The sequence below is a fragment of the Shewanella benthica KT99 genome, from assembly GCF_000172075.1.
Classification (GTDB): domain Bacteria; phylum Pseudomonadota; class Gammaproteobacteria; order Enterobacterales; family Shewanellaceae; genus Shewanella; species Shewanella benthica_A.
In genome coordinates, this window is record NZ_ABIC01000001.1 from 82,805 (window position 1) to 95,360 (window position 12,556).

The following is a 12,556-nucleotide window of genomic DNA, read 5'->3' on the forward strand; positions in this document are numbered from 1 at the left end:
GCGCTTAACGACATTAAGAATATTGAGTCCCTGGTGAATTTAATTAACATAGGGAACGATGAACAATCCGTAAATACTGGGGTCGTAAGCTAGTATAAAGGCAGCAAGTAGATATAAAAAAGTAAGTTAAAGGACGGTATGGGCCGCGCCAATTTTATGTCCGAGTCCTCCCACCACGCTACATCAAGCTTTGAGGCTGATCATGTTAGACCTTGGTATAACATGTTGTTACTTGACCTGATGTCTCAACTGGCAGACACTCTTAACCGTAAATGTACCCTATAAAAGTATGGATGATAAAAAATGCTTATATTTATTATTTGCATTACCTTGTTGGTACTCGCTTATAAGTTCTACAGTCCGTTTGTAGAACGTCAGGCGGGAATCGACAAGAATGTGAAGACCCCTCAAGCTCGCTTTGCCGATGGAGTCGATTATGTCGAAGTCCATCCGGTGAAAGCCTTCTTAATTCAGTTTCTCAATATTGCCGGTGTCGGCCCGATTTTCGGCCCCATCTTAGGTGCCATCTATGGTCCAATTGCTCTGGTGTGGATCGTTTTAGGTAACATCCTCGGCGGCGCAGTCCATGATTATTTCTCCGGTGTGCTCAGCATCAAAGAAGATGGTAAGAGTCTTCCCGAGATAGCCGGCCGCTATTTCAATGTGTACGCTAAAGGCGTGATGCTTATTTTTACCGCCATGTTGCTGTTCTTCGTCGGTGTGGTGTTCATCATGAGCCCTGCGGGATTATTGAGTAACTTAGATTACTTCAAAGGGACTATTCTCGCTAACAACACCTTCTGGGTATTGGTGATTTTGGCCTATTATTTCCTCGCAACCATGCTGCCTATCGATAAGATCATCACTAAGCTTTACCCGATATTTGGTCTCTTGATGATAGTCATGACTGTGTCTATCGGTGTGGCCTTATTGATCAGTGCCCCTCAGCTACCTGAGGTGGGAGACATCTTCGCCTACTTCGATCATAGCCATTATAACAATGACTTGTTGGAACCTAATCCAGATGGATTGCCGGTTTGGCCTCTGCTATTTGTGACCATTACCTGTGGTGCCATCAGTGGTTTCCACTCGACCCAGGCGCCGATAATAGCCCGTTGTCTGACCAATGAAAAATATGTCCGTCCTGTCTACTATGGTGCCATGATGTGTGAAGGCATTGTTGCTTGTGTATGGGCGCTGGCGGGTATCGCAGCATTCCCGGGCGGTTACATGGAGCTTAAATCAATACTGGATCTAGGTGGTCCGGGAATGGTGGTTAACCAAGTTGCGACCACTTACCTTGGTGTCGCTGGTGGCATAATGGCAATTATCGCTGTGGCTATTTTCCCGATCACTTCCGGGGATACGGCGTTTAGATCTCTGCGATTGACCATCATCGATGCCTTCAATATCCCGCAGAACGTTCGCAATCGTCTCTTGGTTGCCGTACCTATTTTGGTCATCGCCTACTTTATGACTAAGATCGATTTCACGCTTATCTGGCGCTATTTTGCCTTCTCGAATATGTTGCTGTCGACCAGTGTACTCTGGCTCGCCACTAAGTATCTATTCGACAGAGGCGCATTCCATTGGATCGTGAGTCTGCCTGCGATTGGTGGAACCAGTGTGACCGTGTCTTACATTATGACTGCTGGCATAGGGCTGGGCTTGCCTCAGCCGCTCAGTCAACCTGTGGGTATCGCCGTAGGCGCCATCTCTCTGATCGCACTGATCTTAGCGCACCAGAAGCGTAAGCCTGTAAAATCAGAGGCTGAGACAGAGTCTTAATTTAACGGTTTAACCTGATAAAAAAGGGCGGCACCATGTGCCGCCCTTTTTTGTACCTGGAGGTACTTAGCCATGATCGCAGGCATAGCGAAAGAGGGGATGACATTCGTACTACTCAGGGGCTTGATGCGAGACCGCCGTCACTGGTATGGATTTTCTCAACGGCTCGCGGTGGCCGGCGTCCGGGTTATCACGCCAGATCTGCCCGGCAATGGCACCTTGGCTGAGATTAACAGTCCCTTGAGTATCTCAGCCTATGCCGACTATGTCTGGGCGCAGATTGATGAGGTGTTAAGCGAGGGGGCAACAAGGGAAGTGCTCGATCCTGTCTGTCTGGTAGGGCTTTCTATGGGTGGTATGTTGGCGCTGGAAATGGCAAAACATAAACCAAACCGAGTGCAACAAGTGGTGCTAATCAACAGCAGCGCCGCCAATCTATCACCTTGGTATTGCCGTTTTCAGCTAAGATCTTTGGTCAAATCAGCCTGGGGGACCGGCAGACGCTGGCTTAACGGAGAACTTGCTGGTGTCAGTTTAATAGAAGCGACAGTTATCCAGCTCACCAGTGAATGCCGGGGCGATGATTTTAAGTTGATACAAGACTGGAGTCATTATCGCCAGCAAGGTCATACTTCTCTATTCAATGGTTTGCGGCAGCTAGCCGCATGCGCCTCGTTTGATGCCCCAGTTATTGACCATGGTCTTGTAAATGTCCCTGTAAATGTAATAGTAGCCAATCGAGATCGACTGGCTCACCCAAGTTGTGGACAAGCCTTATCCGATTTTTATCATACCCAAGTCATTTACCTGGATGATTGCGGTCATGATGCCAGCTTAGATAAGCCTGAGATTTTATTGCGCTTGCTACTGGGGATGGCGAGATAAAGTTAGATCGCTACGCTACGAGAACGGGAACAAGTTCCCTTCGAGAACGTTCGTAAGCTCACTACGAGAGCGCCAACACGTTGGCTGCGAGGAAAGAGCAAAAGCTTGTTCTCGTTTTTCGAAGCAACGGAGTTGCGTATTCCTAGTGACGAAGTCACGGACTCGCAGACCTAAGGTCGCTCTGTCCTTTAAGTTCGGTAAAGAACCTTAATCACATGCCAGCCAAACTTTGTTTTAACTAAATGCGGGGTGATTAACTCACCGGTAAAACAGACCTTATCAAACTGAGGCACCATCTGACCTTTCTTGAACTCGCCTAAGCTGCCGCCTTTCTTACCCGATGGACAAGACGAGTGTTTCTTGGCTAACACATCGAATTTAACGCCTTTTTTCAATTGCTTGATGATGTCTTCGGCTTGCTCTTTATGTTTGACTAATATGTGCAGTGCAGCAGCGGTTCTTGCCATGTTGTTAACTCTCAAAGGTATGTATTTATTAAGCTGGATTTTAGCTAAGCTTCTGCAGCGATTATATCGTGTATAAGGGGCAGAACCTATGTTTTGGCCGATATAAACCAGCTGATAGCCGTGCAGAATTACCAAATACTCTCACTATTTGGCCTGCAAGCTAGTATCGCTGAGTATCCAGATGCGCTAGTGCTCAGTGATACGGATCAGTTGCTGACAGCGCCAGCGTTGCCTTTGTGTGATGCCGAAAGCCCTGCGTATGGCTTTACCAATCCTTTTGATGCACACATAGAGCGAGTCACCATCAGTGATGACGGCCAAAGTATCTATTTAGAAAACAATATCGATAATCTTGGAGTAAGCAAATTCCAGTTTATCTTCACCAGCGAAGAGGGTGACTTGTTACTGGTGAGTCCTGATCCGCAGGTCGTCAATAGAGGTTCTGAATAATTTTTAGCCCTACTAAGGTGTTTTACCTTAGTTAGCCTTTCTTTTTACTAATCAAACTGCTATTTGATGTGACTCCCAGAGAAAAAATCATAGCCGCTAAAGGTGCTTGTACTGTCCTTATGTTTACATAAAGGGGCGGGCTAACAAGCGCTTGCTTATGCCCAGCCGCGCTCAACATACAAGTGCATCATTACTGCTAACTCTTTTTGTTACAAATGGAATGAAACTAAGCGCAATAAACCTAGCCCTCAGGCTTTCTATTTAACTATCACTATAATTATAACTATAACTATCAGTACGGCTAAGCCTCAATGTTTGAGGCAAATGTGCTCTGGTTATCTGTGATAGGGCGTGCTCCTACCCCATTTAGGCTGCGGGCGCAGGAGGCGGGCGATACCCTACCTTCGAAGAGTGGGCGTCCTCTTCTGGCGCCAATGATCTATAAGGATACAATAATGAAGATTCTCATGAGCAGTCTCATATACAAACGGTATCTATTGGTTGCTGTGTTAATTGCGTTGACCAGCACTTATGTCTCGGCCAGAGGCGGCGGGCAAGGTTTTGGCGGTTTTAATGCTATCAGTAAGGCTCAACTCGAGGCGACCTGGAATGGTCATGCCGGTCCGCAACATACGGCGGTAAGAGGTGTCAGGGTGCAGTGGTATGCCGATATTTGTGGCAATGCCAATGGACATGTGAAGGATGCAAAGGACTGTGTGAACAATACAAAGCAGAAGAAAGAGACGGAGGTTAGTGATACCCATTAACTCAGCGGTAAGGCTCAATATTTACTCGCTCTTTTTTTAAAGGGCGAGTGTTCCGCGGTTATTCCTATGTCACATTCAGCATCACTTTCTATACTTTCCTGATGACCGCTAAATGCAGCCCCTGATTGCTGTTGAATTACTCATGCAAAACAATACGTTAAGATGGAAGCTTACCGAAAGGTTCCAAGAAGAATAATTAGGTAGAGTATCCAGCAGTTAGACGCATTTGAAGCGTCAGGTTAGTAAATTCTGCTAAGGATACTCTAATGTTAACACTTCCTCCCAAGCCCTATGAAGACAATAGGCAAGTATCGATTGCTGAAAAAGGCTTATCTCCGGCTGATGAATTTGACGCGATGATGAAAAAGGCCAGGTCGAATACTTAAAGGGAAAATTCCGAGATGGCTCAGCAATTGACTATGCCTCTGGATGAGTTTTCATTGGCTAGGGTGCGAACAGGTGTTCAGGCTTTATCGCCAGAACCTGCCCCCGTATTTATACCAACACCTTTCAGTATTCCAGACGATGATATTTTATTCGATGATTGTTATCGTAGCGTACTCAATTTATTAGTTCAGCAGTTGATGGAAGCCGTGCTGGTGGTTGATGCCAGAGGCACAATTAAGATGATTAACGCTAAGGCTATTGAGCTACTTTCTGCTGGCGGGGCGGGGGCTGCTGGAAAGCTGGGAGCGAGTGATGGGCTGGGGGAGCCGGGGGATATTATTGGTAAAACCTGGCAAGAGTATTTAAGAGAGCCGCAAAGGACGCGCTATCAGCAGATGCTGGAAGAGCAGCTTGTCAGTCAGAGCTTGATCATACGCCCATCGAAGCATCGCTGATATTAGCGGAGGGTGGCAGCTTGGATGTGGAATTCTCAATCAGTTATCTATCATTGGGTTCGCCGATTTTTGCCATAGTGATACGAGACCTGACCAAGCATAAATCTGAATTCCAACAGCTCTATCAATGGGCATCGACAGACTGCCTGACCAAATTGGCGAACCGAAGGGTATTCGTGCCTCCTTGCGAACTCAGTGGCAAGCTTGTACAGCTTCAGCAAAGCCAATCAGTATGGTGATCATAGATGTCGATCATTTCAAGCTGTTCAACGACAAGTATGGCCATATTCAGGGGGGGACCATTGCCTGCAGAGGATAGCCAACGTGATTGCTCACTCACTGCCATCGGATGAATGTGTCGCAGCAAGATACGGCGGCTAGGAGTTTGCGCTAATCCTACCGGGGTTTGATGCCAAGCAAGCTGAGCTGATGGCCGAGTATATTCAGCTAGAGATCAATAGCCTTAAATATACTGACTTAGGCCTGGATGAACGTGTCACCGTGAGCGTGAGCCAGGGTATAGCAGCTGAAGTCGATGGTCAGTTCAGAACGGGAACAGCCCTGTTATGTGCAGCCGACACAGCACTTTACCGTGCCAAGGCCGATGGCAGGAATAGAATTAACTTAAGTTGTTGAGGGGTAAAGTCGCGAGTTAAGAATTTTCAGCTGCGAATTATTACTGTCATTCCGGCATGCTTATCCCTTCACTTTCCAATTCACTTCTTCGCCAGCGAAGAAAGGCACGATTGGCTTGCCGTTTGGTAGGATTATTTCGCTAGGTACTGTCCAGGTCTCTTTTATCAGTGTTAGTGTGCTGGTGTTTCGCGGCAAACCGTAGAAGTCCGGACCATGAGTACTGGCGAAACCTTCAAGCTTGTCAATAACGCCCAAGTCATCAAATACCTGAGCGTAAAGCTCGAGTGCACCCCAGGCACTGTAACAGCCGGCGCAACCACAAGCCGATTCTTTGCGGTGCTTCTCGTGTGGCGCAGAGTCAGTACCTAAGAAAAATTTATTAGAACCAGTAGCAACAGCTGCGCGCAATGCTTGTTGATGAATGTTGCGCTTAAGCACTGGCAGACAGAAGTTGTGTGGACGTATGCCGCCGACTAACAGGTCGTTACGGTTTAGCAGTAAGTGCTGTGGCGTGATGGTTGCGGCTACATTGTCAGAGGTGCTGGCGACAAACTCGGCGGCTTCTTTAGTGGTGATATGCTCGAACACCACTTTAAGGCTTGGGAAAACATCGACGATGCGAGTCAGGTTACGCTCGATAAATATAGCCTCACGGTCGAAGATATCGATATGTGACTCAGTGACTTCACCGTGAACCAGCAGTAACATGCCTATTTCAGCCATTTTTTCGAAGATAGGGAAGAGGCTATCGAGTGCCTTTACCGCAGCATCTGAGTTAGTGGTAGCACCTGCTGGGTACAGTTTAGCCGCCACAACGCCGGCCGCTTTTGCATCTATGATGTCTTGTTTAGTGGTGTCGTTAGTCAGGAAAAGCGTCATCAAGGGCTCGAAGCTTGAACCTTGTGGACGCGCCGCTAAAATGCGCTCACGGTAGGCATTGACCATCTTGGCATCTGTTACCGGTGGTAGCAGGTTGGGCATGACGATAGCACGTTGGAAGAGTCTGGCAGTAGCCGGGACAGTTTCTTGCAACATATCACCGTCACGGAAGTGAAGGTGCCAATCATCGGGAGTAAGTAGGGTGATCTGCGTCATTATTGGGTTCTCCTAAGCGTTACGACAAGCATTTACTCGCTTTTTCTGCGCAATATTATGCCATATTTTACCATTATTTACAGTTGAGATGCGCTGACTGGTCAAGGCACCCACGGCTAGCGCATTTTAATCCCTGACTCTAACAGGGTTGAGCGATACTCGTCGTCCAACCCTGCCATCTTCTTTTTAGCCACTATACTCGCGCGTTTTGTCTGGTCTTGCTTGAACAAGGTCATTGCTATTTTTCTCATCACATTAAAAGCAAGCGGACCTCGGCCTTTACGGAACCGTGATTCATCTTCTCTGAATGTCATATCTAACACCCAATGCATACTTTCTACTTGCCAGTGATTTCGCACAGAAGATAACGCCTGCTCTGCATTTAAATCTAATGAGCTAATGTACCAACGTGTTTCAGTGGTCTCTTTACCTGTCGTTTTTTCATGTACGTCTGATGTTACTTTGATAATGCTTTTTAAGCCAACCCACTGATATTTATTATTTAACCAACTTTTATTAACCAGCACTTGTGCCACCAAGCTTCTAATTCACCCTGTAGACCAGAATGATGACCTTTAAGCGCTAGAATATAATCAGCCTTTTGCTTAACGATTAGCTTTGCTATCTCTTTTTCATCCGCTTTTAATCGGCAGATAACACGGGCAATAGTGTCATGCCGAGGAATACCTGCTTTAAAAGGACGATACTGACGAAGCCAATCAAGCTTTAGATGTCCAAAGTTTTCAATGTCTTCCCATCCTTCAGAGCCTGACATAACCGCACTTATAGCGAGTAAAATAATATCTAATAAGTTATGTTTTTTACAACGCTCAATACGGGGATCCGCAATCGAATCAAAATGTTTTAAAAAAGTAGCAGTCATTAACATCACCAAAAAAGAGTATTTGGTGATCTGATCGCTACTTGAGCATAAAGTTCAATTTATAATGATCTTGCCGTGTCAAGGCACCGCTGTCTTCAACGCGTGCCCCTTGTTTCCGGCAGAGCAAGCCTAGGTTTCAAGGGCTGTATAAGTTTTGAAATCAATTTCTATACTTACTGAAATCGTTTCTTAGAGGTTATTTCGAATAGTCTGGCTGGATCCGCATCACATTTCTTCAAAATAATTAAAATAGATATTTTTGCTTTTCTCGGTGATTAAATGGTCGGATTGGAGAGAGATCCACTAGCTGTAGCCGTTTATCGTCATAATTCAAGCTAAAATCTGAGAGAAATGTTGTTTTGTTACATTAAAAATAATTGTCTTTATTTCAGAACATGCTTGCTTATGTGGTGGTAGGTGTTGTACGTGTGTTAATCATTTGTTTGTTGGTTTGCTTGTTGCCCATGCGTCTAATCTTAATGTTAGATGTTTTATTCCTTCCCATATTAAGAACAGGTTGAGTGTTTATTATTCTGTTTACTTACTGGTCAGTAGTAAAATTAGGTTAATGCCAAGGGTGTGCCGCTATATATGCGGTAAATAGCCTGCTTTTTCGTTGTAAAATTACATAAAGGCTAATCATGCTGCTTGCTTAGCTTGAATAGGTGTTAAGGTGCAATTAGGCCTAGCCATTCTATAGTTCACTGCTGTAAGCTCTTCGTTCGTGTACAAAGTGAGTATCTAAGCTGGTAATTTTGCAACAAACTAAGCTGGCTTAGGGGCATGAAAATACTGAAGTTAAAATTATAAAGTTACTGCCTATAATACAAACTTATATACATACCTATATACATATCTATATACATACTTATATACCTACAACGAGGACAATCATGAAGAAAATCCTAACAACTACTGCGGCAGCCGTGTCATTGGCACTGTGCTCTTTCGTCGCAAACGCTGCAGATTTCAAACCAGCCGTAGCCTATGATTCAGCGGGTAAGTTTGATAAATCTTTCAGCCAGGCGGTTTATCAGAACGGTGTGATGAAATTTACTGAACAAACCAAAATCGATGTACGTGAATTTGTACCGGCAAACGATGCACAGCGTGAACAGGGCCTTGAGCGTCTGGCACGTCGTGGCTTCAGTCCGATCGTTGTGGTTGGCTTCATGTACGGCTCTGCATTAAACAAGGTGGCTAAAAAGCACCCAGACACTCAGTTTGTGATTATCGATGCCGTTGTTGATCTACCTAATGTTAAGTCTCTGGTGTTTAAAGAGCATGAAGGTTCATTCCTTGTCGGCGCATTAGCCGCAATGAAGTCAAAAAGTCATAAAGTTGGCTTCGTTGGCGGTATGGATATTCCCCTGATCCGTAAGTTTGCCTGTGGTTATGAGCAGGGTGCTAAATACATCAGTAAAGATACTGAAGTATTTCAGAATATGACAGGTTCGACTCCCGCTGCATGGTCAGACCCTGCCCGTGGTACCGAGTTGGCTAAGAGTCAGTTCAGTAAAGGCGCTGACGTAGTCTTCGCCGCGGCCGGTGGTACCGGTATCGGTGTTTACCAGGCTGCGAAAGATGAAGGCAAATTTGCTATCGGTGTTGACTCCAATCAAAACTACCTGCATCCAGGCGTAATGCTGACCTCTATGGTTAAGCGTGTCGGCTTGGCGACATTTGATGTATTCACGGCTGCCCAAGGTGGTAGCTTCACTCCGGGTGTCGATGCCCGTGGTCTTAAAGAGAACGGTGTTGGCTGGACGCTCGATGAGTATAACCGTGACCTAGTGACCGCCGAAATGGAAACTAAGCTCGGTGAAATTTCAGCTAAGATCATAGCCGGAGAGATCAAGGTTCACGATTACATGGCTGATAACAGCTGTAAGTACTAATGCTAAGTCCCAATATAAGTCCCAATAATAGTGCTCTGCATTTGTAAAATGTGAAAGTTAGCTCTCCTGCCTCATGTAGGAGAGCTTTTTGAGAAGTACACATGGAGCTGCAAAGAGAAATATCATTTATGTCTATACTCCCTAGCGACAAACCTTTTGCACTCGAACTGCGTGGTATCGATAAACGATTCGGCGCGGTGCATGCTAACCGAAATATTAATTTTCAAGTTCCTCCCGGCACCATTCATGGCATTATCGGTGAAAACGGGGCAGGTAAATCGACCCTGATGAACATCATCTACGGGTTTTATAGCGCAGACGCCGGAGATATTCTGATTAACGGTGAGGTCCAGAAGCTTGCCAGTTCGAAAGAGGCAATCAGTCACGGCATCGGCATGGTTCACCAGCATTTCATGTTGGTTGATAACTTCACCGTGCTGGAAAATGTGATTTTGGGTGCCGAAAATGGCCCTCTGCTCAAGTCCAGTCTCCTTGATGCCCGCAAAGAGCTAGAGCGGTTAGCAAAAGATTACCAACTCGATGTGCCACTCGATGCCTTGATTGAAGACTTGCCTGTTGGTCTGCAACAGAGAGTCGAGATCTTAAAGGCCCTGTATCGGGGGGCTAAGATCCTAATTCTGGATGAACCCACGGGTGTACTGACCCCACAGGAAACTGAGCATCTGTTTCATATTTTCGATGCGCTGCGCGAGCAGGGCGTCACTATTTTACTGATCACTCACAAACTCAAAGAGATTCTGGCTGCCACAGATAACGTCTCGATCATGCGCCAAGGGACTATGGTTGCCCACAGAAAGACGGCCGAGACAAATAAAGAAGAGCTGGCCGAGCTCATGGTGGGGCGAAAAGTTCGCTTAAAAGTCGATAAGAGTGCGGCTAAGCCTGCCCAGATATTATTGTCGACTAAAGATCTGACCTATACCGATGGTATGGGCGTCGATCGTCTTAAAAAGGTTAACATAGAGATCAAGGCCGGTGAGGTTGTTGGTGTTGCCGGGGTCTCAGGTAATGGCCAGTCTCACTTGATTAATGCACTCGCAGGCTTACTCATACCAACCAGTGGCTCGATAACCATAGGCCAGACTCTTATCGATGCGGAGCATCCTTGTTCGCCGGATGGTGTTCGTCAGTTAAGTGTCGGCCATGTGCCGGAAGACCGACTGAACATGGGGCTAATAAAAGCCTTCAGCGCCGAAGAGTCTGCCATCTTAGGGCATCAGAATCGGTCTATATATAATGGCAAGGTTTTGAATAAGCCTAAGGTTATCACCCAGGAGTGTGCGCGCTTGATGGAGGAGTGGGACGTAAGACCACAAGATCCTAAGCTCAGAAGCTCGCTATTTTCCGGCGGCAATCAGCAGAAGCTAATCATAGCTCGCGAAGTGGACAAAAATCCAGATGTGCTGCTGATCGGTCAACCGACCCGGGGAGTGGACATAGGTGCCATCGAATTTATCCATAAACGCATCATCGAACTCAGAGATCAAGGCAAGGGTATTCTACTGGTGTCGGTGGAACTCGATGAGATCATGGCGTTGGCCGATAGGATCATCGTGATGTTCGATGGCCATATCGTCGGAGAAGTGAGCGGTGAACAGGCGAACGAGAAAATTCTTGGGATGATGATGGCCAACATATTACCCGATGAGCTGAGCAAGTCGGCTACAGGACAAAAGACTAACGGAGGTCAGGCGTGAACGACTCAAAAATTCCTATGTGGGTAAATGTCATCGGACTGCCCTTGATCAATATTTTCTTCGCCTTTGCATTTTCAGCATTTATTTTCATTGCCGTGGATGTGAATCCCATTGAGGCGGCGATGGTGATGGTGAAGGGAGCCTTAGGTTATCAGGAAGGTATCGGTTATACCCTCTATTATACGACTAACTTTATTTTTACTGGTTTGGCGGTGGCGGTGGCGTTCTCTGCCGGGCTGTTTAATATCGGTGGTGAAGGTCAAGCTTATCTCGGTGGCTTGGGGGTTGGACTCGCCTGTTTGGGCTTAGATCAGGCCTTGCCATTCTGGGCTCTTCTGCCTATCTCCATGGTTGCCAGTATGGCATTTGGTGCCCTGTGGGCACTCATCCCCGCGTATCTGCAGGCCTACCGTGGCAGCCATATCGTGATCACCACCATCATGTTTAACTTTATCGCCTCGGCGCTGATGGTCTATCTGATGGTTAACGTACTTAAGCTGGACGGTCAGATGGCGCCGGTTTCGCGGATGTTTGAACAAAGCGCTGTGATGCCGATGTTCCATGAAATAGCGGCTTGGTTCGGGCTATCTTTCTCTGAGTCGCCGATGAACCTGAGTTTCTTTATCGCCTTGGCTTGTTGTGTCTTCGTTTGGGTATTACTGTGGCGCACCCGTTGGGGCTATGCCATTCGCGCCATGGGCGCGAGTCCTACAGCGGCTGAGTATGGCGGCATTAACCATAAGAAATTGATCATCATAGTGATGCTTATATCCGGTGCTCTTTCCGGGATGTTAGGCCTGAATGAAGTACAAGGTTATGGTCAGCAGTTGAAACTGGATTTCGTGGCCGGCTATGGCTTCACCGGAATTGCCGTGTGTCTGATTGGTCGTAATCATCCTGTCGGTATCATATTGGCGAGTCTGCTCTTTGGTGTCCTGTATCAGGGTGGAGCTGAGTTGGCATTTGATTTTCCCAATATCGATCGTGAGATGATTCAAGTGGTGCAGGCCTTAGTGGTGCTGTTCAGTGGTGCGTTGGCACTGATGTTGGTGAAGCCAACCGAACATTTATTTGTGCTCTGGGATCGACGTAAAAAATCCCTCGGCAAAGCACAAACGGAGGCCTAA

The 12,556-nt window shown here is 46.6% G+C and carries 11 protein-coding genes and 2 pseudogenes; 10 read left to right on the forward strand and 3 right to left on the reverse strand.

Annotated features, from left to right (window positions below):
- Positions 1-303 precede the first annotated feature (303 nt).
- Both KT99_RS00320 and KT99_RS00325 read left to right on the forward strand, forming a co-directional pair.
- On the forward strand, positions 304-1,788 hold the full coding sequence (locus tag KT99_RS00320) for a carbon starvation CstA family protein (RefSeq protein WP_005495773.1): 1,485 nt from the start codon (positions 304-306) through the stop codon (positions 1,786-1,788).
- Between the two features lie 72 nt (positions 1,789-1,860).
- Positions 1,861-2,673 carry an alpha/beta fold hydrolase gene (locus KT99_RS00325; protein ID WP_005495774.1) on the forward strand — a complete coding sequence of 271 codons (813 nt, stop codon included), beginning with the start codon at positions 1,861-1,863 and terminating at the stop codon, positions 2,671-2,673.
- Between the two features lie 188 nt (positions 2,674-2,861).
- Here KT99_RS00325 and ppiC read toward each other — a convergent pair whose 3' ends face one another.
- Positions 2,862-3,140, reverse strand: coding sequence for a peptidylprolyl isomerase PpiC (gene ppiC, locus KT99_RS00330; protein ID WP_005495777.1), 279 nt, complete (start codon positions 3,138-3,140; stop codon positions 2,862-2,864).
- Between the two features lie 93 nt (positions 3,141-3,233).
- Here ppiC and KT99_RS19905 point away from each other — a divergent pair, with 93 nt between their 5' ends.
- The 5 genes and pseudogenes from KT99_RS19905 to KT99_RS23130 all read left to right on the forward strand — a co-directional run bounded on the left by KT99_RS19905 (position 3,234) and on the right by KT99_RS23130 (position 5,835).
- Positions 3,234-3,590, forward strand: coding sequence for a DP-EP family protein (locus tag KT99_RS19905; protein WP_005495779.1), 357 nt, complete (start codon positions 3,234-3,236; stop codon positions 3,588-3,590).
- Between the two features lie 467 nt (positions 3,591-4,057).
- Positions 4,058-4,357, forward strand: a complete 300-nt coding sequence (locus KT99_RS00340) for a hypothetical protein (protein WP_040571431.1) — start codon at positions 4,058-4,060, stop codon at positions 4,355-4,357.
- A gap of 626 nt (positions 4,358-4,983) precedes the next feature.
- Positions 4,984-5,228 (forward strand): annotated as a pseudogene (locus KT99_RS23440) (hypothetical protein); the annotation flags it as partial.
- Positions 5,229-5,326: 98 nt separating this feature from the next.
- Positions 5,327-5,518, forward strand: a complete 192-nt coding sequence (locus KT99_RS23125; protein ID WP_005495785.1) for a diguanylate cyclase — start codon at positions 5,327-5,329, stop codon at positions 5,516-5,518.
- A 74-nt stretch (positions 5,519-5,592) separates the two neighbouring features.
- The gene (locus KT99_RS23130) at positions 5,593-5,835 is read left to right on the forward strand and encodes a GGDEF domain-containing protein (RefSeq protein ID WP_269764029.1); all 243 of its coding nucleotides are present in this window, start codon (positions 5,593-5,595) and stop codon (positions 5,833-5,835) included.
- Between the two features lie 60 nt (positions 5,836-5,895).
- Here the strand turns inward: KT99_RS23130 and pyrC are convergent, their stop codons facing one another.
- Complete coding sequence (pyrC, locus tag KT99_RS00350) at positions 5,896-6,930, reverse strand: dihydroorotase (protein WP_005495788.1); 1,035 nt, start codon at positions 6,928-6,930, stop codon at positions 5,896-5,898.
- 116 nt (positions 6,931-7,046) lie between these two features.
- Positions 7,047-7,813, reverse strand: a pseudogene (locus tag KT99_RS23445) (ISAs1 family transposase).
- An 893-nt stretch (positions 7,814-8,706) separates the two neighbouring features.
- On the opposite strand from KT99_RS23445, the gene KT99_RS00365 reads away from it, so the two are divergent.
- The 3 genes from KT99_RS00365 to KT99_RS00375 all read left to right on the forward strand — a co-directional run bounded on the left by KT99_RS00365 (position 8,707) and on the right by KT99_RS00375 (position 12,556).
- Entirely contained in the window at positions 8,707-9,711 is a 1,005-nt protein-coding gene (locus KT99_RS00365) for a BMP family lipoprotein (protein WP_005495793.1), read from the forward strand.
- 128 nt (positions 9,712-9,839) lie between these two features.
- Positions 9,840-11,429, forward strand: a complete 1,590-nt coding sequence (locus tag KT99_RS00370; RefSeq protein WP_040571433.1) for an ABC transporter ATP-binding protein — start codon at positions 9,840-9,842, stop codon at positions 11,427-11,429.
- A complete protein-coding gene (locus tag KT99_RS00375) occupies positions 11,426-12,556 on the forward strand; it encodes an ABC transporter permease (RefSeq protein ID WP_005495795.1) in 1,131 nt (376 codons plus the stop codon). The genes KT99_RS00370 and KT99_RS00375 overlap by 4 nt, the downstream gene beginning before the upstream one ends.

What these genes read in the sequence shown, in the direction of transcription:
- KT99_RS00320 (WP_005495773.1), top strand. Translation starts at nt 304, where the DNA reads ATGCTTATATTTATTATTTGCATTACCTTGTTGGTACTCGCTTATAAG.
- KT99_RS00325 (WP_005495774.1), top strand. Translation starts at nt 1,861, where the DNA reads ATGATCGCAGGCATAGCGAAAGAGGGGATGACATTCGTACTACTCAGG.
- ppiC (WP_005495777.1), bottom strand. Translation starts at nt 3,140, where the DNA reads ATGGCAAGAACCGCTGCTGCACTGCACATATTAGTCAAACATAAAGAG.
- KT99_RS00340 (WP_040571431.1), top strand. Translation starts at nt 4,058, where the DNA reads ATGAGCAGTCTCATATACAAACGGTATCTATTGGTTGCTGTGTTAATT.
- KT99_RS23125 (WP_005495785.1), top strand. Translation starts at nt 5,327, where the DNA reads ATGGGCATCGACAGACTGCCTGACCAAATTGGCGAACCGAAGGGTATT.
- pyrC (WP_005495788.1), bottom strand. Translation starts at nt 6,930, where the DNA reads ATGACGCAGATCACCCTACTTACTCCCGATGATTGGCACCTTCACTTC.
- KT99_RS00365 (WP_005495793.1), top strand. Translation starts at nt 8,707, where the DNA reads ATGAAGAAAATCCTAACAACTACTGCGGCAGCCGTGTCATTGGCACTG.
- KT99_RS00370 (WP_040571433.1), top strand. Translation starts at nt 9,840, where the DNA reads ATGTCTATACTCCCTAGCGACAAACCTTTTGCACTCGAACTGCGTGGT.